The organism is Gluconobacter sp. GP1 (assembly GCF_032913585.1).
Lineage (GTDB): Bacteria > Pseudomonadota > Alphaproteobacteria > Acetobacterales > Acetobacteraceae > Gluconobacter > Gluconobacter cerinus.
Genome location: NZ_JASGXC010000001.1, coordinates 843,051 through 869,931 on the forward strand (window position 1 = coordinate 843,051; position 26,881 = coordinate 869,931).

Below are 26,881 nucleotides of genomic sequence, written 5' to 3' on the forward strand. Positions count from 1 at the left end.
TCATGCCACCGCACATCATGCCCTCGTCCTGTCAGCCCCCTTTCGCCAGCATGGCAGAACTTCGCACTGCCTGCCTGTCACTTCCAGAACCCGACCCAAAAGTCGCCGCCCTGATAGCGGAGCGAGACGCAACTCTGACCAAACCTCCCGGCAGCCTCGGGCGGTTGGAAGAGCTATCCATTTGGCTCGGTGAATGGCAGGGCCATCAGAAACCAACGCTAGAGCACGTTCAGATAACGATTTTCGCAGGGAATCATGGTGTGGTCCGCCGGGGGGTATCTCCGTGGCCTGCGGATGTGACAGCCCAGATGGTGTCGAATTTCCAGCGTGGCGGCGCAGCAATCAATCAGCTTGCCCGAAATGCTGGTGCGGACCTTGCTGTTGTGCCCGTCCGAAATCTAATGGCCACAGCAGATTTTACCGCGACCCCAGCTATGGGCGAAAACGAATTCCTTGACGCGGTCTCGGTCGGATACACCGCTGTATCCCCCATGCTGGATCTGTTTTGCCCAGGCGAAATGGGTATTGGCAATACAACCCCCTCCGCCGCACTCTGTGCTGCCCTTCTAGGAGGCACTGGCGCAGACTGGGCAGGACGTGGCACGGGTCTCGATCAGGCGGGCGTCAACCTCAAGGCTTCTGTTATTGATGAGGCCCTGTGTCTGCACGCGGCGTCACTTAACGACCCCTTGGATACCGCACGTTGTCTGGGTGGTTACGAACTGGCCGCCATACTGGGAAGTGTTCTGGCCGCCAGACACCATCGTATCCCGGTTCTGCTTGACGGCTTTGTCTGTACCGCAGCCGTGCTGCCATTGATCAAACTGACCGCCTCAGCACTCGACCACACACAGCTCTCGCATTGTTCCGCTGAGGCTGGTCACCGCAGGCTGGCAGATGCCCTCAGGCTGAAACCAATACTGGACCTGGGCTTGCGCCTTGGAGAGGGATCTGGGTCTGCGGTTGCCATTCCCGTCCTCAGAGCGGCATTGGCCTGCCACAACGGTATGGCGACGTTCGCAGAGGCTGCCGTTTCCCAATCAGACGTCTCCATTCAATGAGGCTTTGGCGCACCATTCGAGAAGACATTGCCTGTGGTGCGGGCCTGCTGACCCGCCTTCCCTTGGGATGGCTACGCGTCAGCGGACAGGACTGGTCTCTGGCGCGGTCTGTCTGGTGTTGGCCCCTGGTTGGGGCGCTTGTCGGTATTCTCAGCGCATCAGTGTTCTTACTGCTGAGCGCCTTGAGTGTTCCCCCTCTGGTAGCTGCTGCCTGGAGTGTCGGCCTACAAATTCTCTTAACCGGAGGCCTGCACGAAGACGGACTGGCGGATATGGCGGACGGCTGTGGCGGGGGCCATACTCCCGAAAAGCGCCTGACCATCATGCGCGATAGTCGTATCGGCAGCTATGGGGCGTTAGCTTTGGTCATCAGTTTAATCGTCCGCGTTACGACGTTAGCAGCGCTGCCTCCTTCAATGATCTTGCCGGCAATGGCTGTAACGGGAGCGCTATCCCGCGCGGTACTCCCACTCCTGACGTTCCTCACAAAGCCTGCTCGTGACAATGGGTTGGCACAGCAGCTCTCCAACCTGACACGGGATCAGCTACTGGGCGCCTTGTTCTCTGGCTTTTGCGTGACGGTGATTTGCCTCCCCGCACACCTAGGTCTTCAGACTATTCTTGCTGCACTGTGCACGATGCTTGGAGTTCGTGCCGTAGCCCGGAAACTGCTCGGCGGCTATACAGGAGACGTACTCGGAGCAACGGCCAGTCTCGCTGAGTGCGTTCTCCTGACAGTGCTAGCCTCAGCATGGAAAAGTTGACACTCCCGCATGAAAGGTTACATCCTGCCTGTTAGCGAAAGCAGGGAGAAACCGGTGCAAATCCGGTGCGGTCGCGCCACTGTAATGCTCGTGAAATCACGTTGCGAAGCCAGACCTCCTTTATCAATTTTCCACCGCAGAACGCGCTTTTCCAGCGGAGCCTATTATGAGCCAGAGCCTTTCCCCGTCCCACCTGCCCGCCAGCATCGCCGCACCGGTTGCGCTGCCGATCCGCACGCTCCTTCCATGGGCTGCATTTACGGTCGTACTCAGCCTTTTGCTGCTTTATTTTGTTGGTGCAGAACAAGGCGCGACGTCTCTGATCTCAGGCCATGCGGTCCATGAATTTGTTCATGATGGGCGCCATCTTCTCGGCTTCCCCTGCCATTAAACGCAGCATAGTTTCATGACAGGTCGTCTTTTGAGCCGCGGCATGATTGCCGGGATTGCTGCCGCATTGCTTGCGTTCGTGTTTGCGCGTTTTTTTGGAGAGCCGCAGGTCAATCTTGCAATTGCATTCGAGAGCGCGAAAGACCTCGCTGCTGGCGAGCCGCCTGAACCGGAAATTATCAGCCGAGGCATACAGGCGTCTTTCGGGCTTCTCACCGCTGCCGTGATGTATGGCGCGGCTTACGGCGGCATTTTCGCGACTATTTTTGCTTTTGTGTACGGTCGCATAGGCCGCTTTTCGCCGCGAGCCTTATCTGCACTTCTGGCAGCCGCAGCATTCGTTGTGTTCGTGCTGGTGCCAGACCTGAAATATCCTCCCAATCCCCCTGCCGTTGGCCTCCCATCCACCATTGGCCTACGAACCGGAGCCTATTTCGGTATGATCGCTCTGTCGCTTTGCGCGGCAGCTGCATCCTATATGGTCAGCCGACCACTCATCCGGCGCCTGGGCCACTGGAACGGAGTGCTAGCCTCCCTCGGTGTCTTCATCATTCTGGTGGCCGCCGTACAAGCTGGTATGCCTGATATCAATGAAGTTCCAGCAGATTTCCCGGCAACAGTGCTCTGGCGTTTCCGCGAGGCAGCCTTTGGGATGCAGATCGTTCTGTGGGCGACGATCGGACTGCTCTTCGGGCCTCTGGCATCCCGTGTCCTGACGGCGGGCGCTGACAAACCTTTTGCACGCAACGGATAAACCATGACGGCACCAGCCTTTTCAGACGATTTCAGAAAAGATCTGGAGCGCCTTTTCACATGGCGCCGGGATGCGCGACATTTTCAACGGAACCCTCTGCCCGCATCGGTGCTCGATGATCTCCTGTATGCATCGACCCTGGCGCCTTCCGTTGGTTTGAGTGAGCCCTGGCGCTTCGTGCTCGTTGAAACCCCAGAGCGAAAAGCAGCCGTTCGGAAGAGCTTTGAAACCTGTAACCGGGAAGCCCTTCAGGGATATGAAGGCGAACAAGCAGCTTCCTATGCGACGCTCAAACTGGCCGGATTAGATGATGCCCCGCATCATGTCGCAGTCTTCTGCGAAACATTCCCGGATCAAGGGCATGGCCTCGGTCGCGCGACCATGCCGGAAACAACGACCTGGTCCGCTGTGATGGCTATCCATACGTTCTGGCTGGCTGCAACGGCGGCAGGTGTTGGGCTGGGCTGGGTCTCCATTCTTGAGCCCGAGCACGTGTCGGACCTTCTCGATGCCGAGCCGGGATGGAACCTTATCGCGTATCTTTGCATCGGATACCCCGCAGCACATGCCAAAACGCCAGAACTGGAGCGCATGGGCTGGGAAACAAGAAACCCGGACCGACGTCAGTGGATCAAACGCTGACGTAATGGAGCCTGCTGCTGCCCTGCGGCATTGAAGGTGCTAGCAGGTTGGCCCTCTCTCCTTTGGCAAGCCCATCAAGGAGACGAAGTGGGCCGCCGTGCGAAATGACTAATGCGGCCTCTCCAGCCTGAACGAGGTCTGCCCAGAAAGACTGCACACGCTCTTGTAGCGCTCGCCCACTTTCACCTTTTGGGGGAGAAAACCCTTCAGGATCGTCGGCCCAGCTATCGAGAGCCACACGCGGCACAACATTCCAGGATAGCCCTTCCCACTGGCCAAAATTTAGCTCCAGTAGCCGGTCATCCAAACGCAGCGGCCACCCGGTCTGCGCCTCAAGTCTTCGCGCGACAGACAGACACCGGGCCGATGGTGACGTGTAGATGACTGAACAGCCGGCGCCCTTTGCGAGGGTCAGCAGGCCAGCGGCCTGAGCCTCCCACCCCGCTCTGAGTTCCATCTCCTGTCGCCCATAACAAAGGCCTTCACTCCCCTCAACGGGAGGATGGCGGGACAGGAGAACCGGAATGGTAAGAGTGGTCATTAATCGTAGATGGGGGTGCCACGCGTTTTCCGTCAACCAGCCAGTCCGATGATTTTATGCCATTTCCTGATCAGCAATCCGATGTGTAAGGTGTGCCTCATCTCGTCAGACACGCGTTATGACAAAGACTGAGGACATGATGCACAAATCTTCCCTTCGAAACCGCCTGAAATTGGCTACCGCTCTTGCCGCTTTTGCCATAGCTCCGCTCGCGATCGGCGTTTCCGGGGCCCACGCAGCGTCTGACGCAGGTGCCTCCGGCCCTATCGACCCGGCTCGAATGTCGGAGACAATGCGGGTTCTGGCTTCGGACGCATTTGAAGGACGCGCCCCTGGCACCCCAGGTGAGGCCGTCACGGTCAAGTGGCTGATTGATCAGTACCAGAAGCTTGGACTGGAACCTGGCGGCGAAAATGGCGGATGGACCCAGAATGTCCCCATGATCCGTACCCGTCCTGATCCGAAAGCAATCGCCACGATCAATACACGGGGTCAGACTGCTCTGCCGCTTCATCAGCTGACAGATATCGTCATGTCGACGCTCCAGCCGATCGAACGCCTTCAGCTGTCAAACGTCCCTCTGGTTTTTGTGGGCTATGGTGTGACGGCGCCGGAACGTCGCTGGAATGACTTTAAGCAAGTTGATCTACACGGCAAGATTGCGGTCTTCCTGGTGAATGATCCTGATTTCGATGCTGGACCGGAAGAGCCTGTCGCTGGCCGCTTTGGCGGCAAGACCATGACGTATTACGGCCGCTGGACCTACAAGTTTGAAGAAGCAGCCCGTCGTGGTGCAGCCGGAGCGCTGATCATTCATGATACGCCGGGCGCATCCTATCCCTGGAGCACGGTCGTCGCACCTCAGGGTGAAGAGTATGACATTCTTCACGACGATAAGGACCTGAAGTCCGTACCGATGATCGGCTGGATTGAAGGCAATGCAGCCAAAACATTGTTTGCGCGCGCCGGGCTGGATCTTAACCGTCTGCGTCGTCAGGCGCGTTCGCCCGATTTCCATCCGGTCAACATTCATGACACGACGCTTTCAGTGGACATGCCGGTCAAGGTCGATCACCTCCAGAGCCAGAACGTCATCGGCAAGATCACGGGTACGGATTATCCCGACGAAACCGTGATGTTCGGCGCGCACTGGGATGCGTTTGGTAAAAGCACTGACGCCGCAGGCAAGACCGTTATTCGGCGCGGAGCGATTGACGATGGTTCGGGTATTGCAGCCGTTCTGGAAATCGCACGAGCTTTCAAGAACGGGCCAAAGCCAAAACGGACTGTCAGTTTTGCATCCTGGACCGGTGAAGAGCGTGGCCTTCTGGGATCGAGTTGGTATGTCGCCCATCCGCTAGCACCGCTGAACAAGACTGCGGCTAACCTGACCATGGATGTACTGCAGATGGCAGGCCCAGCTCATAATGCCTTCATTATTGGCGCTGGACAGGACACTCTGCAGGACGACTTCGCAGCCGCAGCCCTCAAGCAGGGCCGTACAACCCAGCCGGAAGCCATGCCAGAGCGCGGAGCCTTCTACCGTGCGGACCATCTGCCCTTCGCTCGCGCTGGCGTGCCCGTTCTCGCGGTTATGGATATGGCGGGCCCGTTCGATCTTCTTCAGGGTGGAACAGCCGCAGGTAGCAAATGGCTGACGGCGTATATGGCCTGCTATCATCAGGCCTGCGATGCCTGGAGCCCTGACTGGGACGTCCGAGGTGCAGCGCAGGACGTCGATGTTGTCCGCCAGGTCGGATATAATGCGGCCTTCTCGCATGATTGGCCGACATGGAAAGGTGGCTCCGAGTTCCGGGCTATCCGTGAAAAGAGCAACGACGTTCGTTCAGCTCACTAAACTTCAGGTTCAGGCGGCTCGGAGAAAGAGCCGCCTGAATTTTGATTTTAAACGATATATTCTGGAAATCTCTTAATTTGTTTCGTAGCGAAGAACATTTCCAGCGGCCTTGTTCAAGCAGCTGACAATCCACCCTTGGCGTCATGCGCGCCTTAAAATTTGCGCGCTTTAAATAAAGTCCCTGCAACCCGTTCACAGATGAGATCGAGATGGACAATCGCGTTGGCGAAATGCAGGTTTTTCTACGGGTAGTCGAAAGCGGCAGTTTCTCGGAAGCCGCCCGGCTGCTGGTCATGACGCCGTCAACCGTCAGCAAGCTCATCGCCAGAATTGAAGCCCGTCTGGGTGTCCGCCTGATCGAACGCTCGACCCGCCGCCTTTCCGTAACGCAGGAAGGACAGACCTATTATACGCGTGCTGTCAGCCTGATAGCGGATCTCGATGATATTGAACGTAGCCTCACAACGGGAACCATGCAGCCCAGAGGGACAGTCCGGGTCAATGCGTCCGTTGCGTTCGGCACCCTTGGACTGGAGCCATTCCTCCCCGCGTTCTGGAATGCCTATCCAGAAATCCTAATTGATCTCTCACTTTCTGACGACGTAACAGACCTTTACCTTGACCGGACAGACGTGGCTTTCCGTGTCGGCCGACTACAGGATTCAGGCCTCACAGTCCGTCACCTGGGGGCGGTGCCACGCAGGATTGTAGCCTCACCCACCTATCTTGAACGCCACGGAACGCCTCAGACCGTTGCGGATTTAGACAGCCATCAATGCCTTGGGTTTAACTTCCAGCGCACAACCCCTGTCTGGCCGTTTCAGGAAAAAGGGCGGCTGATTGACCGCCGCGTGCACGGTCCCCTTCTGGCGAATAATGGTGAAACGGTAAGGCGTATGGCCCTGCAAGGCGTCGGGCTGGCACGGCTTGGGGAGTATCATGTCCGTGAAGACCTGAAGACTGGCCGTTTGGTTGAAGTTCTGAGTGATGCCACGATCCAGGACGAAGAAGACATTCATGCCCTCTTCCCTGCAGGACATCAGAGCCCACCGCGAGTGCGTGCCTTTCTTGATTTCATGGTTCCGCGAATACAGGATTATCTCAAGGTGCCTTGATCCGTGACGTGCCCTTACTGAGAGGCCGCGCGGCCCAGTACGCGGCCAGAACGGAGCCGGACACATTGTGCCAGACAGAGAAAACTGCCCCTGGAAGCGCCGCAAGGGGTGAGAAGTAAAGACGGCCCAAGGTTGCGGCGAGCGCCGAGTTCTGCATCCCGACTTCAAGCGCAAGCGTTCGGCAGACGGACTCATCGAAGTCCAGAAGCCTGCCGCCCCAGTATCCCCCCAATAAGCCAATCGCATTATGCAGAATAACGCCCAGGATCAAAAGGGGGCCAGCTTGAGCCAAGGAGGGACCGGCGCCAGCGACGACGCAACCAATGATCAGCAAAATGGACACCATGGCCACGGGCGGCAAGGCGCTCTCAATCCGCTGGATGGTCCGATGCCACAGCGTATTGACAATCACACCGGCAAAAACCGGTAACGCAACCATGGTAATGATGCTTCGGAACAACCCCCAGCTATCAACAGAGACACCCGCAGACACATACAGTCGTGTCAGTAATGGTGTTGCAAAAATTCCCACCAAAGTAGACAGGGCACTAATACTGACTGACAGCGCGACGTCCCCTTTGGAAAGAAAGATCATCACGTTGGACGCTGTGCCGCTAGAGACACAGCCCACAAGAACCATGCCTGTCGCCAGACCGGGAGGCATACCGAGCAGATGTGCAATCCCCCATGCTGCCAAAGGCATGACGAGATAATGCAATCCTACACCTGCCAGAACAGGATAAGGGCGCCGGGCTATGCGGGAAAAATCCTGCACTGTCAGAGACACACCCATCGTAAACATGATGAACGCGAGCAGCGGTGTGATGACCGGCAACAGTTTCAGGAACGGCGCGGGAAGCACGATGGCTGCCAGCGAGACCAGAATGGCCCAGACCGGGAAAAGGCGCGTCATCATCTGGCAGAGCGTCTCCATTGTTAGAACACGGGTAAGGTAACGTTCCTCATACCGTCATCCTGCCTACTTGGGAAAATGATGGCCGTCAGATCGGCAATTCGGGATCGGCTTTGACCTCTTCCATGACGGTATAGGTATGCGTCTGCCGAACCCCCGGGAGCCGGGTCAGGGTTTTCCCCAGAAAATTACGATATGCGGTCATATCCTTGACCCGCGCCTTCACCAGATAGTCAAACCCGCCTGCAACCATATAACACTCACTGACCTGAGGAATGGTTTTGAGTGCTTTGGAGAAGGCCTCGAAAATATCCGGACTGGTCCGATCCAGCGTGACCTGAATGAAAACAAGCAGCCCAAGATTGACGGTTTCAGGGTCAAGACGGGCCATATAACCGCGGATTACCCCGCTTTGCTCCAGCTTTTTGACGCGCTCCAGCGTAGCGGCCGGGCTCAGATGAATCTGCCGTGACAGATCAATGTTCGTGATGCGGCCATCCTTCTGAAGAAACCTCAGAATTCTGCGATCTATGTCATCCACTTCGCACCACCTGCTAAATATAATTTTCCATAAATTCGATAAACCGAATTTAATTCGTCGTCTCTCTTAAAATACCAGCACCTGTTTCGTAAACGTTTCAATATCTGTGAGAGACCATCAGAACAGCGGTATCCTCATGACCTCACCTTTCGCGTCCCTTGCAGCCATCGTTCCGCCGCGGTCTCCGTTACGTCAGGCCATCACCGACCACACCCGTGTAGCGGAAGCCCCGCGGGTGACGGAGCTTTCGCATGAGGCTCGCCTTGGGGACGATCAGGCTGCCCTCGCCCGTCAGACAGCAAGGCGTTTGGTCGAAGCTCTTCGTCAAGGCCGCAGTAGCGGCATCGTTCAGGATCTGGTGCAGGAATACGATCTCTCCTCTCAGGAGGGTGTCGCCCTGATGTGCCTGGCGGAGGCCCTGCTGCGTATCCCTGACCTTCCCACACGTGACGCCCTCATTCGCGACAAGATCGGGAACGGTCAGTGGCATGAGCACATCAGTCGAAAGTCTTCCCTGTTCGTAAACGCAGCGACCTGGGGACTGGTCGTCTCCGGCAAGGTCCTGTCGACGGAAGAGACGAAAGCGCTCCCGGGAAGCCTCAAACGCCTGATCGGACGGTGCGGTGAGCCTGTGATCCGCAAGGGCGTCGATATGGCAATGCGCATGATGGGTGAGCAGTTTGTAACCGGCCAAACCATCGCGAACGCGCTCGAAAACAGCAAACCCCTTGTCGCAAAGGGATTCCGTTACTCCTACGACATGCTGGGAGAAGCCGCCACGACCATGGCGGACGCTGATCGGTATTACCGTGATTATGAAACGGCCATTCACGCTATTGGCCAGGCCTCAGCGGGTGCAGGCACCTATCAAGGCCCCGGTATTTCAGTCAAGCTGTCTGCCCTTCATCCGCGCTATAGCCGCCTCCAGAGGGAACGCGTTCTCGCCGAGTTGGGCCCTCGCCTGACAGCACTTGCGCGCCTTGCCTGTCACTATGATATCGGCTTCAACATTGACGCTGAAGAGACAGACCGGCTGGAGCTCTCTCTGGACCTGCTGGAAACGCTTTGTTTCGACCCAGCCCTGAAAGACTGGAAGGGCATTGGCTTCGTTGTTCAGGCTTATCAGAAGCGTGCGCCGTTCGTACTCGACTGGGTGATTGATCTGGCCCGTCGCACAAATCACCGCCTGATGGTCCGGCTGGTTAAGGGTGCCTATTGGGACAGTGAAATCAAACGTGCCCAGGTTGATGGGATGGACGATTTTCCGCTCTTCACGCAGAAGATCCATACCGACATTTCCTACATTGCCTGCGCCAAGAAGCTTCTGGCTGCTCCAGACGCCATTTTCCCACAGTTTGCAACGCATAACGCACAAACACTAGCCAGCATTCACGCCTTGGCAGGCCCGAATTTCACGACTGAGTCCTATGAGTTTCAATGCCTGCACGGCATGGGAGAAACACTGTACAAAGAAGTTGTTGGTCCAGAAAAGCTGAATCGGCCTGTCCGTGTCTATGCTCCTGTGGGCACGCATGAAACGCTCTTGGCCTATCTCGTACGCCGCCTACTGGAAAATGGCGCGAATTCGTCCTTTGTGAACCGAATTCAGGATCCCGCAGTTTCGGTGGAAGAGCTGATTACCGACCCAGTCACGCTCTCCGCCAATGCCCTCCCCAGCACCCTGCGCCTACCAAGCGACCTTTTCCAGCCTGAGCGTGAAAACTCGCATGGGCTGGATCTTGCAGACGAAAACACTCTGAAAACACTTGGTATTGCCCTGAGTAAGGAGGCCTCATTTGGTGAAACAGCGGGCGAGGATGTCGTTAATCCTGCCGACAAGTCAGATGTCATTGGGTGTATCAAACCCACGGCTGTCGAAAGCGTAGGGGCTGTCATCAGCAAAGCCGTAACGGGTTTTGATGTCTGGAAGAACACACCAGTCTCCGAACGCGCTACATGTCTGGAGAAGGCCGCTCAGAGCCTCGAAGACGACATGCCCAGACTGATGGGACTGATTATCCGGGAAGCCGGAAAGACCCTTGCCAATGCGGTGTCTGAAATCCGCGAGGCTGTAGACTTCCTACGCTATTATGCTGCCCAGATCCGCCGTGAATTTACTGCTGACAATGCTGCGCCACTGGGTCCCGTCGTCTGCATTAGCCCCTGGAACTTCCCTCTCGCCATTTTTCTGGGGCAGGTTTCTGCTTCCCTAGCAGCCGGGAACAGCGTTCTCGCCAAACCTGCGGAAGAAACGCCTCTCATTGCGCAAGAAGCTATCCGCATTCTCCATGATGCCGGAGTGCCAGCAGAAGCCCTACAACTTGTTCCAGGTGGCGGCGAAATCGGAGCGGCGCTCGTCGCCGATCCCTGCATAACCGGCGTTCTGTTCACGGGCTCGACGGAAGTCGCAAAGCTGATCCAAAAGCAGCTCGCCGGGCGCCTGAATGCAGATGGCACACCTCTTCCTCTGATTGCGGAAACGGGCGGCCAGAATGCACTTGTTGTGGACAGCTCGGCTCTGTCCGAACAGGTCGTCGGGGATGTGCTGTCTTCCGCCTTTGACAGTGCCGGACAGCGATGCAGCGCACTCCGGGTACTGTGCCTGCAAAACGATAGCGCAGATCGTGTTTTGACGATGCTCAAAGGGGCGATGGCAGAACTGCGTACGGGAAATCCAGCTCTCCCGCAGACAGATGTCGGGCCAGTCATCACAGAAGAGGCTCAGAGCGGAATTCTCAGCCATATTGAAGACATGCGCGCTCGTGGTTTTTCGATCCATCAGTCTGCAACTTCTGAAGAGTGCGCAAACGGGACCTTTGTGCCGCCGACCCTGATTGAAATCGACAATTTGTCAGCCCTGCGCCGTGAGGTTTTTGGGCCGGTTCTGCACGTCGTCAGATATCGTCGCGAAGAGCGCTCGCAGTTGATGGCAGCCATCAACAACACCGGTTATGCCCTGACCTTCGGCGTCCACTCACGCATCGACAGCACGATTGAAGACCTTAAAGCCACCTCAGATGCGGGAAATATCTACGTCAACCGTAACCTTGTGGGTGCCGTCGTCGGGTCTCAGCCGTTTGGGGGGCATGACCTTTCCGGAACCGGCCCGAAGGCAGGTGGTCCGCTTTACCTGCGTCGCCTTCTGTCCCGACGCCCTGAACTAGGTGCTCTGGCGCACCATGACCTGCCAGTTGTTCTGAATTTTGCCGGGCAGTGGTTAAGGGCCATAGCACCAGACTTCAGAGCCGTTGTGCCTGCCGGAACGCCTTTGGGAACAACCCTTTCCCTCCCCGGCCCTGTCGGAGAAGACAACGTTTACACTTTGACAGCACGAGGCACCGTGCTGTGCGCAGGGCCTACACTTGAGGATCTGTGTCAGCAAATCACCGATGCCCTCTCTACTGGAAACGCCTGTGCGATCCCTGCGGAAATCTGGCGCCGTTTGCCCCCACCGCCTGCGGCCTTGGGAGCCTCTATCCTACCACTCTCAACAGACGTTCAGGTGGATGTGGCGCTGTGCAATGGCGATGCAACAGACCGCAAGCAGGTCTTGGCAGCACTGGAACGTAAAGACGGACCGGTAGTCTGCCTGCACACACCAGACGCAGACGGACGTTACCCACTGGAATGGCTGGTTCAGGAGCGGGCCTGTAGCACCAATACGACGGCTGCTGGCGGAAATGCAGCTCTTATGGCGACGGTTTAGTATTCACACGAGACACACTTCCATCGTGGTCATAAAGGCTGCGGTGGGAGGCCTTGGCTCAAAGAGACAGACGCATCAAACCTGCCTCCCACTTTCATGTCAGGACCGAGTGTGCGACCCTTGCGCCACCATTGAAACAAAGCATTACGCTGTTTCTTCAATATTCTGACTGATTAAGGATACGCATCGTTATGCGCCGCCTTCTGGCTTTCAGCACCCTTCTTGCCGGTCTTCCCTTTGCCATGGTGGCGCATGCCGAAGGAACGTTTTCCTTCCAGCAAACTCCTGGCCAGCTTCCCAAAACCGTTGTTCCGGCCTCCTATGCCATCGATCTCGAAACAGACCCGGAGCATCTGACCCTCAAGGGCCAGGAGACCATCGACGTCACGCTTCTAACAGATACGCAGGACATTGTTCTCAATCAGGCAGGACTAAAGCTGTCTGGCGCCCTTCTGGATGGGACGCAGCATGCGACCATCACACAGGATGACGCTGCAGAAACTGCCACGCTGCATTTCTCACAGCCTGTTCCCAAGGGCCCCCACACTCTTTCCATCAATTACACAGGCCCAATTCTCAAGACGCCAAATGGCCTCTACATCAACGATTATACGTCAGCCACCGGTCAGGCACGCCGCATGCTGGTGACGCAGTTCGAAGTTGCTGATGCCCGCCGCATGTTCCCCGGATGGGATGAACCCGCATTCAAGGCCAGCTTCCAGCTGAATGTGACGTTGCCGTTTGATGATGTTGCTGTCAGCAATATGCCCATTATCGGCACCACGCAGCAGGACACGAAGACCAAGCGCGTTTCCTTTGCCCCAACACCTCGCATGTCCAGCTACCTGCTGGCACTTGTTGCCGGTGACATGGGAGCCGTTCATGGAGAGGCTGATGGCACACCCCTGAGTGTTTATGCCCCGGCCGGCCTTGAGGAACAGGGTCGGTATGCTCTTGAATCAGCCCAGCGCATTCTGCCGTATTACAACAGCTATTTCGGGGTAAAATATCCTCTCCCGAAGATGGATATGCTGGCCATTCCAGGGAATTATCAGGCCGGTGCGATGGAGAACTGGGGCGCTCTCACATACATCGACAATGTGCTTCTGTTTGACCCGAAAAACAGCACGCCCAAAACGCGCGAGCTGATTCACGAAGTCGTTGCGCATGAGATGGCGCATCAGTGGTCTGGCGATCTTGTGACGATGGGCTGGTGGAACAACATCTGGCTCAACGAGGGCTTTGCGTCCTGGATGGAAATCAAGGTCACGGACAAGCTGAACCCACAGTGGGACATCTGGCCACGCCAGCATGAGACCCGCGAAGAAACGATGGGCATTGATGCCCTTTCAACGACCCATCCGATCCAGCAGACCATTCACAACGTCAGTGAAGCAAATTCAGCGTTTGACAGCATCAGCTATGGCAAAGGCGAGCTGGTCATTCGGATGCTGGAAGGCTGGCTGGGTGAAGACAAATTCCGTGATGGCATGCGGGCCTACATGAAAGCACACGCGTTCGGCAATGCTACCAGTCAGGATCTGTGGAATGCCCTTTCGTCCACGTCTGGCGAAGACGTGGCTAAGGTGGCGCGCAGCTTTACGGAGCAGCCGGGTATCCCGCAGGTTAACGTCACATCGTTCTGTCAGAACGATCAGGCCACCTACACACTCACCCAGAGCCGCTTCACAATCCATGATCCACAGGCTCAGCCTCTGACATGGAGCGTTCCAGTTGTGGCTGGCGGCCCCGGACTTCCGACAAAAACCCTTGTTCTGGGCACTGAACCCGTCACTATCACAGCACCCCGTTGCGATACGGCCTTCAAACTCAATCTTGGCGAGAGCGGCTATTATCGTGTTTCTTATGACAAGAACGCGCTCAGCGCCCTTGCAACATCCCTCAGCAAATTTGCTCCCGTTGATCGCGCCAACCTGCTCGGGGACCAGTATGCCCTTTTCCGGTCAGGGCAGGCCAAACTTGGGTCTTATCTGGATCTGGTCGATACTCTGACCGCAGCGCATGAGAACGACATTGCGGTTCTGGAAGAGATCATCAGCCGCCTTGAAACGATTGATCAGTACGAAATCGGCAATGCCGATCGTGATGATTTCCAGACATATGCTCGCAGCCGTCTGGCACCGGTTCTGGCGCGTCTGGGCTGGGACGAAAAACCGCACGAGAACGTTCTCGACACGATGCTGCGGCCATCGGTGATCAGCGCACTTGGAACATTCAACGATCCGCAGGTTATTGCGGAAGCCAAGCGTCGCTTTGCGCTCTGGAAGGAAAACCCAGCCTCTCTCCGTCCCGATCTTGTCGGTGCTGTTACGACCATTGCCATGAAGACGGCGGATGGCCAGACATATGACTTCATGGCTGAGAAAGTTCGTACCACCCAGGCGACGGAACTCAAACTGCGCTACTTCGCCGCTCTTGCCAGCGCAACCAACCCGGATCTGATCCGCAAGAGCGTGGCCCTCGCCTATAGCGGAGCCATCCCGAACGGGCGGATTGCACGGTCACTGGCCGTCATTGCAGCGTCGAGCGAAAATCCTGATCTGGTGTGGCAACTGGTGAAGGAGCATGAGGCAGATATTCGCACGCATCTGGCTCCGTGGTCACAGGATGACTTCCTGGCCTCAATCGCCGCACACTCCAATAACCCACAGGTCCTTGAAGCACTTCAGAACGATCCGTGGTCCACGAAGACAACAGGTGCGAAAATCGCGACAGCAAAAGCGGTCAATACGATCAATGCCCGTCAGGATGCTATTAAAGCCACTCAGGAACAGATCCACGACTGGCTGGCAACGCATCACTGATTGTTTTGAAGGATGATTATGGAGAGGGGATTAATTCCCCTCTCCTCTTCAAGCTCTTAAGGCGCCGCAGAAGATCGGGGCGCGACCAGCTTGAACATGGGCCCTGTCAGGACCGTGGAAATAACGGCAAGAACCATCAGAGATGCGAAGGCAAACTCTGAAATCATGCCCTGGGCGTGGAAAATCGTTGCAGCAACAATTTCCATCAGCCCCTTGCACTGCAACAGAACACCGACGCTCAACGCCTGACGCCTGCTCAGGCCGGATGCAGGCGGGTAAATATAGACCGCCAAAATCTTCGTCACGATCGAGATTGCAACGAGTGACAGAGAAGCGATCACGGATGGCCATGTCAGAGCATCACCATCGATATTCAGGCCACTATGACCAAAGAACATCGGGGCGAGCCAGATGAGTGAGAACGTTCCCACCTTCTCAACGGGCAACCGCCGAACCCACGACGGCGGCATGATCGCGCCAGCAAAGTAAGCGCCAATCAGTTCGTGCAGACCGAGCTGCATGCTGGCCCACGAACCGGCAGCAAGGTAAATCGGCACCGCAATCCAGATAACAGCGGAAGGCGGATTCCTGAAATGACGGGAAGCCCAGTTTCCGGCAAATGCCAGTCCCACCAGCAGCGCAATCGCGAGGACTTCGAGGCCCGTCCATCCATGGAGGGCAGCCGTCCCACGCTCGGCAACCTGAAGCATTGCCAGACCAATCCAGAGAGCAGCATCGTCGACAACGGCCAACTTAAGCGCCAACTGACCCAACGGACGTTGCGAAGGGTCAAGCTCACGCACCACGCCGATCAGAACGGGCAAAGCACTGACGGCAATGCACAGGCCAATAGACGCTGCGGCGACCCAAGGCTGTGCATGTGGCGGATGCCATCCGGGAAGTGGCAGAAAAAATTCGTAGGCGAGTATGGATCCCACCAGAAGCGGACCACCCAGCGCAACGGCCGCACCCGTTAGTAGACGCCCCAATGTCGGCGCTGGCAGGGCGTGATCGTCCGCCACGCTTCCCGGGGACTGCCACATTTCAAGGCCGGCAGTAAACGCCAGAACCAGAACGGCAACCCATCCAATATCGCTTCCATAAACCGACGGAATACCAAGTGATTTTACAGGAATGTGCCAGACAGAAATCAATATACCGACAAGTATTGGCAGAACCACAATCGGTATTGTTTTCTTCAGTATCCTCCACACAACCCATGGAAGAAAAACAAAAACTGCGGCGTCTGCAATAAGTGCCGTAATGTTTGTCATCAGCCTCCCCTCTATGCCTAAATGAAGAGACAGAGTACGCGATTATGGGGAAAAGGTGCAAACCAAAGTGTTTGGGACGCCTGCTGGCGCCCCACTCCACACCCGGTTAGCTTATCTTCCACTTCGATAATAAGGCGTCCCGAGCGCGGCGGGAGCCGCCATGGCAGAGCGCAGTTTTGCGAACGCCAGCATCGGCACAATAATGCAGGCAACCGTTCCAAGATATGGCAGCGTATTCAGGATTGCGGGTGCAACTGGCCAGCCTCTGGCCTGCCCCATGAACCCTACTGCCGTTACAAGCCCGAACAGTAGGCCGGACAAGACGGCAACAATTGGGCGGTATCCCGCGAAGATCACCAGCGCCACTGCAATCCAACCCCGCCCGGCGATCATCCCGTCTGACCAGACAGGCACGACGGCGAGCGTCAGATCAGCGCCAGCCACACCGGCCAGAACGCCACCAACAATCACCGCCAGAGCTCTGTACTTCATGACGGGCACCCCAACCGCGTCTGCCGCTGCCGGATTTTCGCCCACGGCCCGCAGATCCAGGCCCGAACGCGTCCGAAACAGCCAGAAATGCGCCATTAAGGGAAAGACGAGATAGATCAGGTAAACGAGAATATTTTGGCTAAAGAAGGCAGGTCCGATAACAGGAATGGCAGACAGAACCGGGATGGAGACTGGTTCGAAAACAGCAGAGACCGGAACACCGGCAACGGACCGCCCGATTACAGAACTAAGACCCAGCCCCAGGAAGGTGATCGCCACACCACACAGAACCTGATTGGCACGAAGTACAACGCTGGAGAGCGCCAGCACACTTGCTGCCAGCCCACCAACCAGTCCTGCTGCAAGCAGGCCCAGCCATGGATGAGGCGTCGCGTTCACAGTCATGACTGCAACGACGGCTCCGAGGGACATCAGCCCCTCCACTCCGAGATTTAGAACACCTGCACGTTCGGCAATCACTTCGCCGAGGGCCCCAAGCGCCAGAACCCCGCCTGACAGAACGGCGTGACCGAGAAGATCGCTGAGAAGTGCCATGATCAGCTCCTGTTCACACGGACATAGGCTGCCATTTCGTCTCCGGCCGCAATAGCAAGGACCAGCAGACCTGTAATGGCAAGAACGGCGGAAGAACTGATCTGGGTTGTCTGGAGAACAATCCCCGTATCCAGAATCAGTGCCATCAGAAGCGCGGCAGGAATAAGGGCAAAGCACGACCCACGAGCCAGAAGCGCCACGACAATGCCCAGATATCCATAATTATTGGCGAGGCCCCCCTGAAGCCGGTGAACAGTTCCCGCGACTTCAAACACACCAGCCAGCCCGGCCAAAGCGCCTGACAACAACAGCACAGCCAGAATACGGGGAGCGACCTTAATCCCAGCGTAGTGCGCAGCCTGCGGATTGGAGCCACACACAGCCGTTTCATAACCAAACCGGCTTTTCGCGAGGCCTACTCCCAAGCCAACAACAATGCCCAATGCGAGCAAGAACCCCAGATGAACCGCTCCCCAGAGTTCCGGAAGTGCCACATGCAGGCGTTCGGTTGAGGCCAAGGCACCAGTCACACGATCGGCCCACGGTCCGGTTGCCAGATAATAGACAAACAGCGAGGCCACGAAGTTCAGAAGAAGAGACGTAACAATCTCACTGACGCCAAGCCAGGCTCTGGCCGCAGCGGGAATAAAAATCCATGCCGCTCCCGCCAGAGCGCCAGCTACAACCATCGCCGGAAGTGCGACAATTGCGGGCCAATGCGTGAACAGACCAACAGCCGTCGCTGCCGTCGCACCTGCATAAAGCTGCCCTTCCGCCCCGATATTCCAGAGATTGACACGGATCCCGACCCAAACTGCCGCCCCTGTGAGCATCAGAGGTGTCATGAAGAGTGCGAGGTCCTCAATGCCAAAGCGAGACCCGACAGTCGATCGAACGACAAGCCCGGCGAGTTCGATCGGAGATCGTCCCATCGCGGCGAGCGTAATCGCTACAATGCCCAGAGCAGCAAGGATGGAGAGACCGCGGCCAACAGCAATACGATGAGACGGAACAACTGTAAGACGCGTGCGAGGGGATACGGCGCTCATGCGGCCTCTGACAGATTACGGCCACTCATGAGCGCGCCTATGCTTTCCCGATCTGCGTCTGCACGATCCATGACCCCCATGAGACGCCCTGCATACAGAACAGCAATACGATCACTCAGGGCAAAGATTTCATCCAGATCTTCTGACATCAGAACCACGGCAACACCTGCGTCACGCGCACGGGCGAGCATATCCCTCATGGCTGAGATAGCCCCGATGTCCAGACCCCGGCTGGGATAACTGGCCACCAGAACATGACTGGCAATCCTGATCTCACGTTCCAGAACCAGCCTCTGCTGATTGCCGCCAGACAACCCGCGAATTTGCACCTGTGTTCCCGGAAGCTTCACCCCTGCCCTGTCTGCGAGCATCTGGGCAAACTTGCGGGCCTGCGCCATGGAGAAGCTGAATCGGCCACCAATCGGCGGACGGTCATACTCCCGAAGTGCCATGTTTTCCGCAACGCTCAGTCCCGGCATTAGGGCACGTTTCAGTCGGTCTTCCGGTACGTGACCCACGCCCGCATGCGCAAACATCGCCGGGTCTGCACGATTGGCAGCCTTGCCATTCAAATAGACCGTTCCGCTCTCAGCCGCCTTCAATCCGGTCAGGACTTCTGCCAGCTCAGGCTGGCCATTCCCCGTCACCCCTGCAATCCCCAGAACTTCCCCCGGACGAAGCGCGAGACTGATATCATCCAAACGGACTACGCCTGCGGCATCCCGCACTGTCACCTGTTTCAGAGACAGAGGTTCAGCCCCACCGCCTGCCGGAGCAGGAGACTGCCGTGGATAAGAAGTTGCAAGCGTAACAGGTCGCCCGATCATCTCCGTTACGAGACTGTCAGGCGTCACATCGGACGTCTGATGCGTGCCCACCAGTCGCCCCTGCCGCAGAACGGAAACCCGGTCCGCAAGCGCCATGATCTCATCAAGCTTGTGGCTGATGATAACAACTGCGCCTCCCTCGGAACGAAACCGACGAAGAGCGGAAAACAGTTCGCCGACTTCGACGGGGCTGAGAACAGCCGTTGGTTCATCAAGGATAAGAAGTCGAGCACCACGAGACAGAACACGAAGGATTTCAACGCGCTGCTGCTCGCCCGCAGACAAAGAAGACACAACGGCCGACGGTGTAATGGGGAGGCCAAACTTCCTGGAAAGTGCGGAGGCACGCTCTTCAATGTCTTTCCCCGCAAGGCGCCGAGGTGTTTCAGACCAGCCCAGATGGAGGTTTTCAGCGACGGTAAAACGGGGAACCAGACGAAAATGCTGGTGAACCATACCAATCCCGGCCGCGATGGCTGCGTCGGGGGCGGGAAACGTGGTCCCATATCCATCAATGATAATCTCCCCGGCATCGGGCTGGTACAGGCCCGTCACCACGTTCATCAATGTGGACTTCCCTGCACCATTCTCCCCTAACAGGGCGTGAATTTCGCCGGGGAACACATTCAGGGAAACATTTTCGTTCGCAATGACGCCTGGAAAGTATTTCGCAATATTCACCAGCTCCAGAATGGGCGGTGTTCCTGCTGCAAGATGAGCGGGAGGCGCGTTGGACGCATGCGTGACATCAGCCAAGACCAGACACTCCCTGAACCTGCCACGACCAGTTATACATCTCCATGTCAGTCATGACATGGCCTGCTGGAACCCGCAGCGTTCCCTCAGAGTCATAGATCGGCCCCTGAAAAGGCGACCATCCAGCCAGCATCCGGTCCCGCGCAGCGTCGGCTTCTTTCTGTACAGCCTCGGGAACGTTCTGCCCCCAGCGATCCCGATCGACGCCTTTGGCCAATGTGAGAAAACGTCCCTCCGGCGCCCACTCTCCCCGGATCCGAGCACCAACCTGCTGAATATAGTAGTCAGCAAAATCCAGCACGACAGAGCTGACATATGCATTGGGCCCGAACTCACGCATGTCCGTGTTCCACATCGCTGCCCAGACGCCGCGTTTCTCCGCGACACGCAGATAGCCCGGATCGTCCATAATTCCGCACAGGAAATCACAGCCACTGTCTACCAGAGCAGCCCCCGCTTCCGTTGCCGCCTGCGGGTCAAACCACGAATTGATAGAGATGACACGCATCGTCGCCTGTGGATTGACCGAGCGCGCGCCCAAAAGCACGGCATTCGCACTGGCATAGACGGAGGGAACCGGGAACGAGGCCACGTAGCCCAGCTTACCAGTTTTGCTCAGACGGGCTGCGGCGATACCAATGACATAACTGGCGTACCAGTGCGTGATATAATACCAGCCAAGATTATTGCTGACAGCATGGCCATCACACTCCATGAACGCAACGTCCGGAGCACGATCGGCGACGTCGCGAATGAAGTCTCCATAATTGGACGTGGAAATTACCATCTGCGCTCCTTCCGCCACGAACTGGCGGAAGATGCGGGTTGCATCTGCGGAGTAAGGCACGCTCTCGACAAAGAGGGTTTTGACAGCTGGATAGGCACGTTTAACGGCTTGAACCGCCAGATCATGAGCGTGGCTCCATCCGCCGTCAGTGATGGGGCTGGTGTGCCCAAAGCCAATCAGAAGATCCTCTTCCCGAATGGGCGCAAAACGACGTGATGCTGCCTTCAGAGCCGAAGGCATCACAAGCGAGCTGCCCAAAGCAGCCAGTACGGAACGCCGCGGGAGCATCAGAGGATTTTTCAGTGACATTCCGGCACTCCCGGCATCGTTATGAACCCAGGCAGCGCCTTGAAGTGCCTCATGAAGTTTCGAGCTACCGGATAAAGATCCAAAGGAACTTCAAGGTCCTGGCTCAAGGCAACGACTGGAAACAGCATGATGTCGGCAACTCCTGGATGATCCCCTGACACCCAGCATCGGCCGTCCAAGCGGTTCTCCGCAAGCTGATCTTCAATCTCGCCCATCAATGGCATCGCGAGCTGGGCGGGATTTTCAACAGGAAGAGACGCCAGCATGACCGTCCTGCGCATAATGGAAAAGCTGTCCAAGGCGTTCGCTGCCCACGTCATTTCGTCCGTTCCGGAATTCCATTCCTGCTGGACATCTGGAAGCGTTACGAGCCGTTTCAGGATCTCTAACGGGCCATGAAGAACATCGTCGACGAGTTCAAGGGCTGGGCCACTTTCCAGGGCGCTATCCTCCGTGACGGCAGGCAGCTTCACTCCCATCAGGGACGCTCCCAGCCGAACTGCATAGCATCTGTCATCAAGTGCCCAGTCTCGTAACCTCATGCTAAAACGGTCTCCTTGATAGCTTCCAGACGGTCCCGTAGCTGCACAGCTTGTCGCGCAGCCTCCCGCTGCCCGGCGACAGTCCATGACGCAACATGCAACATGGTCAGGCCAACGGCTGGTTCATGCACAGCGAAAAGACAGTTATCCTGCTGCTTCCAGTTCGAAGCCTCCATATTGAGAGACGTCCGTGCAGTTTGCAAAGGCACCTGAACCAGCAAGCTCCGAACGCCTGACGCCTCGCCTTCCGGCAGGTGCGAAAGTGATGGCTTCTCATCGAGGCTCACCCAAATCATTCCGCATCGCTCCTGCACCTGATAAGCTGTCGCGCGAATGGTGCCCGGCACACGGAGTTCAGGATGAGCTGGAATGCGGCGACACGTTGAATCTGCTCCAAACTGCCAGCCGTGGTAGAGACAAGCCAGATTTCCGTTCCGCACGAAACCGAAACTCAGCCGCATTCCTCTGTGTGGGCAGCGATCTTCCCAGGCATGGATCTCACCATCCGCGCCACGCCAAAGAGCAATCTCTTTGCCAGACAAGCGTGCCGGAGCTGCTGTTCCAGCGGGAACATCCATAGTGAGAGCAACTGGAAACCATCCCGTCATCCGAGGCTCTCCGTCCCTGTCACAATACAGCCCGCTGGCCCGAGAAGACATGCCATCTCGAACATTCCGAGAAGTGCTTCTTCACCCACCAGCCGAACTGAAAAACAATGATCTGAAACAGACATGTCTGTAATCTCCACGGCCAGAAGGCGCGCCCGGGCAATAGCAAAATCCCGGAACAGCTCGGGATCAAAGCGCCCTTCGAAACGAATCTCCCGAACCACTGGATCATGCCTTTCTTATCTCATTTCACAATAAGAATTTTCCGGTTTATCAATATTCTGTATTCCATCAATGCCGGGGAGCATGATTAACTCTTCCCATCCGTCACCAGCAGCAGGTTGCCGTGCCATGACCAGCCCCGATCCAGAGACGTTATCACACTGGTATCCTGTGGCTATGGTCGGGGATCTGACAAGTGTGACTTTCCAGACCATGCTGCTCGACCGGATGATTGAGATCTCCCGCGACGAAAACAATGCGTTTCAGGCGCTCTGCGGCAATCGCCCCCTCCCCGTGCAGGAACGCTACGGTTATCTCTGGACGTCTCTTGGAGAGCCCGTCCGGGATATCCCCGCCATTCCCGAGGCTGCTGAGCCAGACCGCCGGCAGGTATGTTGTGGGTCTATTGCCGTACATTCGTCAGGCCTAAGGGTCGTCGAAAACTTCCTCGATATGGCCCACTTCCCCTTTGTTCATACCAACATTCTTGGGGCAGAGCCTGAAACCGAAGTTCGGCGATATCAGATCGAAACACGAGAAGACGGTGCAGAAATCTGGGCAACCGACTGTACATTCTTCCAGCCTCAAGCGGCACTCTCCGCGTCCGGCGGGATTTTAACTGACTATACCTATCGAGTTGCCGCCCCGTTCTCCACGCTTCTTTATAAAACCTGCCCGGCCTCCCCCGAGAGACAGGACGTCATCGCTCTGTTCGTCCAACCGATGACCGCAACCCGTTCCCGGGCGCACCCAGTGATGTTCCTGATCGACGACAGTTCCTCACTGGACGGACTGGTTGAATTCCAGCAATTCATTTTTCTTCAGGACAGGATCATTCTTGAAAACCAGCGCCCTCGCCTGATGCCACTGGACGGAAAATATGAAATTCCGACCATGGCAGATCGTTCGTCCGTGGCTTACAGGCGCTGGCTTAAAGGAAAAGGCGTGACGTATGGTGCTCTGTCGTGAGTGCATTTGTCGTCACCGGCCGGGCGCTGGCGTCCCGAACGCCTCAGCAGGCTTTTCTGGAAAATGTGGCTCTGCTGGTTGGCGACGACGGGATCATTCAGCGTCGCGCAATCTGCGGCACACAGGCCTATCAAGGCCTGCAAAGCAGTGAAACTCTTGTTCACCTACCAGACGACACCCTCCTCGTTCCCGGCCTGACAGATCTACACATTCATGCGCCGCAATGGCCTCAAGCTGGCACGGCTCTGGATCGTCCGCTGGAAGAGTGGCTGGGCACATATACCTTCCCTCTAGAGGCCCGCTATTCGGACGCAGCCTTCGCAGCCACGGTTTATGAGGACCTGGTTCAAACCCTTCTGCGAAACGGCACAACCACTGCGCTCTATTTTGCCACGATCCACGAAGAAGCCAGTCTTGTTCTTGCCCGCACATGCCTCAAATACGGGCAACGCGGGTTCGTTGGACTGGTGGCAATGGATCATCCGGACCTGTGTCCACCAGACTATCGTCAGGCCAGCGCTCAGGACGCTCTCGATGCAACGCGACGCTTCATTCATGCCGTCCGAGCCTTGCCAGGCAACGAGGCCGGTCTGGTCCAGCCTGTTATTACGCCTCGCTTTATTCCTGCCTGCTCCGACGCGCTTTTGAATGGTCTTGGCGCACTTGCCGCAGAAATGAGTGTCAGAGTGCAGACCCATGCGTCAGAAAGCGACTGGGAGCATCATCATGTTCTGGAGAGAACAGGCCAGACAGACACGTCTGCACTGGATGCTTTTGGTCTCCTGCGAGACCATACCATTCTGGCGCACGCAGGGTTCCTGAACCAGAATGACCGGACACTGGTCAAAGAGCGCAATGCCGGACTTGCCCACTGCCCGATTTCCAACGCCTTTTTTGCAGGAGCGGCCCTTCCCGTTCGCGACGTTCTCAATGAGCACGTTCACTGTGGGCTGGGCACAGACCTTTCAGGCGGGTATTCTCCGTCCATCTTTGAAAATGCACGGCAGGCCGTTCTGGCGTCCCGGATGCTGGAAAGCGGGACAAACCCCGAAATTCCTCCGGCAGAACGTGGCCTCCCTAACCACAGGATAGATTTTCAGGAAGCGTTCTGGCTTGCAACACGAGGCGGCGCGGAGGCTCTCGGGGTGCCGAGTGGGCAACTCCTGCCCGGACAGGCGTTCGATGCGCTGGAGCTTCGCTGCACATCAGGCAGTCTGCGATTATCATCGCAAGACAGTGCGGCCAGCTGTGCCCAGAAAATTGTCTGTCATGCTTCGCCTGAGACGATTGATCGTGTCTGGATCAATGGCCGTCTGGTCAAGGAATAAGGAACTGATTGCATGATTACAGAAACAGACGACCTGCGTTTTCTCCGTATGGCGTTCGATGTTGCCAGAAAAGCACGTGACGGCGGTGATCATCCGTTCGGGTCTATTCTCGTGGACGAGACAGGCGCTGTTCTGATGGAACAGGGTAATGGCTACAGCGCAGAAGGATGCGACATGACAGCCCATGCAGAGCGTCTCCTCGCAAGCCGGGCCAGCAAAGCTTATGGGGCAGAACGCCTGCGCCATTGCACGCTCTACAGTTCTGCAGAACCCTGCGCGATGTGTTCAGGTGCGATCTACTGGTCCGGGATCGGACGCGTGGTTTACGGCCAGTCCGAAACGGACTTGAAAGACATGACCGGCAATCACGCAGAAAATCCCACACTGGATCTCCCTTGCAGGACCGTCTTTGCTGCTGGCCAACAGCCAGTGGAGGTCGTAGGCCCCCTGCTGGAAAAGGAAGCTGCCGCATTGCAGGCAGAATTCTGGGCGGCACATGGCTCGTGACAGCAGGACGAACCTGATGCTAGGATAAGCCTTCCTCGCCCGCTCAAAGCAAGTTTGATGACGATCCGGACTTCGCATCTCCGGAACAGGGCCTTCTGCGAAAGCCATGAGTGATCATGGCTTGCTGATGGTTATTGGGAAAGGATGCCGCAATGACGGTCAACCTCCTCATCACAAATGCTTCTCTGTACATTGATCGGAATTGGGAAATCCCCAATGGGTGGATCGCCATTAAAGACGGGCGCGTTCATTCCACAGGTCACTCCGGAGAAGCTGCTCCACAAGCAGAAAAAATCATATCGGCTAATGGAAAGCTGGTAACTCCGGGCCTGATCAATGCCCACCATCACATGTATCAAAATCTCACACGCTCTTATGCCCCCGTAACCAATGGGACGCTGTTCGAGTGGCTTCAGGGATTATATCCGCTCTGGGCCGGACTGGACGAAGAGTCTGTTTACCTCTCAACAGCGGTGGCAATGATTGAGCTGCTGATGGGGGGCTGCACGACATCCATGGATCACATGTATGTCCATCCCAAGCCCTTTCTGATCGACGCCCAGTTTCGTGCGGCGAGGGATATAGGCTTTCGTTTCCACGCCACTCGCGGCTCCATGACGCGATCCGTAGAGGATGGAGGACTTCCACCCGCATCCGTCGTGCAGGACGAAGAGACCATTCTGGCAGACAGCGAAAGGCTGGTAAAAACCTATCATGATGCCTCTCCAGGTGCGATGGGCAGGGTCGCTCTGGCGCCCTGCTCTCTTTTCAGCGTCTCCGAACGGATCATGACAGAATCTGCTGCCATGGCAGACAGATATGACCTTAGGTTACACACCCATCTGGCAGAAGATCACGATGAGGACCGCTATTGTGCGGAGGTCTATGGCTGCACACCAACAGAATATTTCGAACGTGTAGGTTGGGCTAGCCCTCGCTCCTGGGTGGCACACTACATTTATCCCTCCTCTGACGAAATCGACCGTCTGGCGCATGCTGGCGTCTGCACGGCGCAGTGTCCCTGCTCCAACATGATGATTGGAGGCGGCTCTGCGGATGCCATGGATATGCGGCGTCGTGGGATGCGTGTGGGGCTTGGTTGTGACGGTTCAGCTTCGACAGACCATGCATCGCTCTGGCTGGAAACCCGCATGGCACTCCTTCTGGGTCGCTTTCGCAATGGCCCACACTCCATGACGGCCCGAGACGCTCTGGATATGGCTACACGCGGTGGAGCTGCCTGCCTGGGCTGGGATGATGAGATAGGACATCTACGCCCCGGGGCATGTGCGGATCTGGTTATCTGGCAGATGTCGGACATTTCCCTTGCAGGGGCTTTGACGGACCCCGTGGAAGCGTGGCTTCGCTGCGCCCCGGCGACTGCCGGAACCACTATCGTCAACGGCAAAATTCTGGTTGAGAACGGGCAGCCTGTGCTGAAAAACCTGGGGGATATTCTTGGGGCTCATCGCAAGGAAGCCATGCGCATCCAGCGTTTGACGCCCGCGGCCTGAAACAGAGCTGAACGATGATCTGGACATCCGTC

24 protein-coding genes and 1 riboswitch are annotated in these 26,881 nt (G+C 56.8%); of the genes, 13 read left to right on the forward strand and 11 right to left on the reverse strand.

Annotated features, from left to right (window positions below; all coding sequences use genetic code 11):
• The first annotated feature begins 17 nt into the window (after positions 1-17).
• The 5 genes from cobT (at position 18) to bluB (ending at position 3,611) form a co-directional block, all read left to right on the forward strand.
• Positions 18-1,061 (forward strand): nicotinate-nucleotide--dimethylbenzimidazole phosphoribosyltransferase, encoded by a 1,044-nt coding sequence (cobT, locus tag R5H23_RS03790; RefSeq protein ID WP_317214607.1) that lies wholly within the window; start codon positions 18-20, stop codon positions 1,059-1,061.
• Positions 1,058-1,825 (forward strand): adenosylcobinamide-GDP ribazoletransferase, encoded by a 768-nt coding sequence (gene cobS, locus R5H23_RS03795; RefSeq protein ID WP_317214420.1) that lies wholly within the window; start codon positions 1,058-1,060, stop codon positions 1,823-1,825. The genes cobT and cobS overlap by 4 nt, the downstream gene beginning before the upstream one ends.
• Positions 1,822-1,963: riboswitch (cobalamin riboswitch) on the forward strand. It overlaps the preceding gene by 4 nt.
• A gap of 28 nt (positions 1,964-1,991) precedes the next feature.
• A complete protein-coding gene (locus R5H23_RS03800) occupies positions 1,992-2,216 on the forward strand; it encodes a CbtB-domain containing protein (RefSeq protein ID WP_064274471.1) in 225 nt (74 codons plus the stop codon).
• A gap of 15 nt (positions 2,217-2,231) precedes the next feature.
• Positions 2,232-2,969: a CbtA family protein gene (locus R5H23_RS03805; RefSeq protein WP_317214421.1), complete on the forward strand. Its 738-nt coding sequence runs from the start codon at positions 2,232-2,234 to the stop codon at positions 2,967-2,969.
• 3 nt (positions 2,970-2,972) lie between these two features.
• Positions 2,973-3,611, forward strand: coding sequence for a 5,6-dimethylbenzimidazole synthase (gene bluB, locus R5H23_RS03810; protein WP_317214422.1), 639 nt, complete (start codon positions 2,973-2,975; stop codon positions 3,609-3,611).
• Here bluB and R5H23_RS03815 read toward each other — a convergent pair.
• Complete coding sequence (locus R5H23_RS03815; RefSeq protein WP_317214423.1) at positions 3,601-4,152, reverse strand: histidine phosphatase family protein; 552 nt, start codon at positions 4,150-4,152, stop codon at positions 3,601-3,603. The genes bluB and R5H23_RS03815 overlap by 11 nt on opposite strands.
• Before the next feature lie 139 nt (positions 4,153-4,291).
• Here R5H23_RS03815 and R5H23_RS03820 point away from each other — a divergent pair, with 139 nt between their 5' ends.
• A complete protein-coding gene (locus tag R5H23_RS03820) occupies positions 4,292-6,010 on the forward strand; it encodes a M20/M25/M40 family metallo-hydrolase (RefSeq protein WP_317214608.1) in 1,719 nt (572 codons plus the stop codon).
• A gap of 209 nt (positions 6,011-6,219) precedes the next feature.
• The gene (locus tag R5H23_RS03825; protein ID WP_211496359.1) at positions 6,220-7,125 is read left to right on the forward strand and encodes a LysR family transcriptional regulator; all 906 of its coding nucleotides are present in this window, start codon (positions 6,220-6,222) and stop codon (positions 7,123-7,125) included.
• Here the strand turns inward: R5H23_RS03825 and R5H23_RS03830 are convergent.
• Positions 7,112-8,041 carry a bile acid:sodium symporter family protein gene (locus tag R5H23_RS03830; protein WP_317214424.1) on the reverse strand — a complete coding sequence of 310 codons (930 nt, stop codon included), beginning with the start codon at positions 8,039-8,041 and terminating at the stop codon, positions 7,112-7,114. The genes R5H23_RS03825 and R5H23_RS03830 overlap by 14 nt on opposite strands.
• Positions 8,042-8,126: 85 nt before the next feature.
• On the reverse strand, positions 8,127-8,579 hold the full coding sequence (locus tag R5H23_RS03835; RefSeq protein ID WP_046901941.1) for an Lrp/AsnC ligand binding domain-containing protein: 453 nt from the start codon (positions 8,577-8,579) through the stop codon (positions 8,127-8,129).
• Positions 8,580-8,715: 136 nt separating this feature from the next.
• Here R5H23_RS03835 and putA point away from each other — a divergent pair, with 136 nt between their 5' ends.
• Together putA and R5H23_RS03845 are read left to right on the forward strand one after the other, a co-directional pair.
• Positions 8,716-12,285: a bifunctional proline dehydrogenase/L-glutamate gamma-semialdehyde dehydrogenase PutA gene (gene putA, locus R5H23_RS03840; RefSeq protein WP_317214425.1), complete on the forward strand. Its 3,570-nt coding sequence runs from the start codon at positions 8,716-8,718 to the stop codon at positions 12,283-12,285.
• 191 nt (positions 12,286-12,476) lie between these two features.
• Positions 12,477-15,110, forward strand: a complete 2,634-nt coding sequence (locus R5H23_RS03845; RefSeq protein WP_317214426.1) for a M1 family metallopeptidase — start codon at positions 12,477-12,479, stop codon at positions 15,108-15,110.
• A gap of 56 nt (positions 15,111-15,166) precedes the next feature.
• Here the strand turns inward: R5H23_RS03845 and R5H23_RS03850 are convergent, their stop codons facing one another.
• From R5H23_RS03850 to R5H23_RS03885, 8 genes are all read right to left on the reverse strand, one after another.
• Positions 15,167-16,384 carry a cation:proton antiporter gene (locus R5H23_RS03850; RefSeq protein WP_317214428.1) on the reverse strand — a complete coding sequence of 406 codons (1,218 nt, stop codon included), beginning with the start codon at positions 16,382-16,384 and terminating at the stop codon, positions 15,167-15,169.
• 111 nt (positions 16,385-16,495) lie between these two features.
• Positions 16,496-17,431 (reverse strand): ABC transporter permease, encoded by a 936-nt coding sequence (locus R5H23_RS03855; RefSeq protein ID WP_317214429.1) that lies wholly within the window; start codon positions 17,429-17,431, stop codon positions 16,496-16,498.
• A 2-nt stretch (positions 17,432-17,433) separates the two neighbouring features.
• Positions 17,434-18,480: an ABC transporter permease gene (locus R5H23_RS03860; RefSeq protein WP_317214430.1), complete on the reverse strand. Its 1,047-nt coding sequence runs from the start codon at positions 18,478-18,480 to the stop codon at positions 17,434-17,436.
• The gene (locus tag R5H23_RS03865) at positions 18,477-20,063 is read right to left on the reverse strand and encodes an ABC transporter ATP-binding protein (protein ID WP_317214431.1); all 1,587 of its coding nucleotides are present in this window, start codon (positions 20,061-20,063) and stop codon (positions 18,477-18,479) included. The genes R5H23_RS03860 and R5H23_RS03865 overlap by 4 nt, the downstream gene beginning before the upstream one ends.
• Positions 20,056-21,159 (reverse strand): BMP family ABC transporter substrate-binding protein, encoded by a 1,104-nt coding sequence (locus tag R5H23_RS03870; protein WP_086634647.1) that lies wholly within the window; start codon positions 21,157-21,159, stop codon positions 20,056-20,058. The genes R5H23_RS03865 and R5H23_RS03870 overlap by 8 nt, the downstream gene beginning before the upstream one ends.
• A complete protein-coding gene (locus tag R5H23_RS03875) occupies positions 21,150-21,701 on the reverse strand; it encodes a glutathione S-transferase C-terminal domain-containing protein (RefSeq protein ID WP_317214432.1) in 552 nt (183 codons plus the stop codon). Before R5H23_RS03875 ends, R5H23_RS03870 begins: the two co-directional genes overlap by 10 nt.
• Positions 21,698-22,309 carry a Rieske (2Fe-2S) protein gene (locus R5H23_RS03880; RefSeq protein ID WP_317214433.1) on the reverse strand — a complete coding sequence of 204 codons (612 nt, stop codon included), beginning with the start codon at positions 22,307-22,309 and terminating at the stop codon, positions 21,698-21,700. Before R5H23_RS03880 ends, R5H23_RS03875 begins: the two co-directional genes overlap by 4 nt.
• Entirely contained in the window at positions 22,306-22,533 is a 228-nt protein-coding gene (locus R5H23_RS03885) for a hypothetical protein (protein ID WP_099212816.1), read from the reverse strand. The genes R5H23_RS03880 and R5H23_RS03885 overlap by 4 nt, the downstream gene beginning before the upstream one ends.
• Before the next feature lie 127 nt (positions 22,534-22,660).
• On the opposite strand from R5H23_RS03885, the gene R5H23_RS03890 reads away from it, so the two are divergent.
• The 4 genes from R5H23_RS03890 to R5H23_RS03905 all read left to right on the forward strand — a co-directional run bounded on the left by R5H23_RS03890 (position 22,661) and on the right by R5H23_RS03905 (position 26,849).
• The gene (locus R5H23_RS03890; RefSeq protein ID WP_317214434.1) at positions 22,661-23,500 is read left to right on the forward strand and encodes an aromatic ring-hydroxylating dioxygenase subunit alpha; all 840 of its coding nucleotides are present in this window, start codon (positions 22,661-22,663) and stop codon (positions 23,498-23,500) included.
• Positions 23,497-24,828, forward strand: coding sequence for an amidohydrolase family protein (locus tag R5H23_RS03895; protein WP_317214435.1), 1,332 nt, complete (start codon positions 23,497-23,499; stop codon positions 24,826-24,828). The genes R5H23_RS03890 and R5H23_RS03895 overlap by 4 nt, the downstream gene beginning before the upstream one ends.
• 12 nt (positions 24,829-24,840) lie before the next feature.
• A complete protein-coding gene (locus R5H23_RS03900; RefSeq protein WP_317214436.1) occupies positions 24,841-25,335 on the forward strand; it encodes a nucleoside deaminase in 495 nt (164 codons plus the stop codon).
• Positions 25,336-25,487: 152 nt separating this feature from the next.
• Positions 25,488-26,849, forward strand: a complete 1,362-nt coding sequence (locus tag R5H23_RS03905) for an 8-oxoguanine deaminase (RefSeq protein ID WP_215764034.1) — start codon at positions 25,488-25,490, stop codon at positions 26,847-26,849.
• Positions 26,850-26,881: the final 32 nt, after the last annotated feature.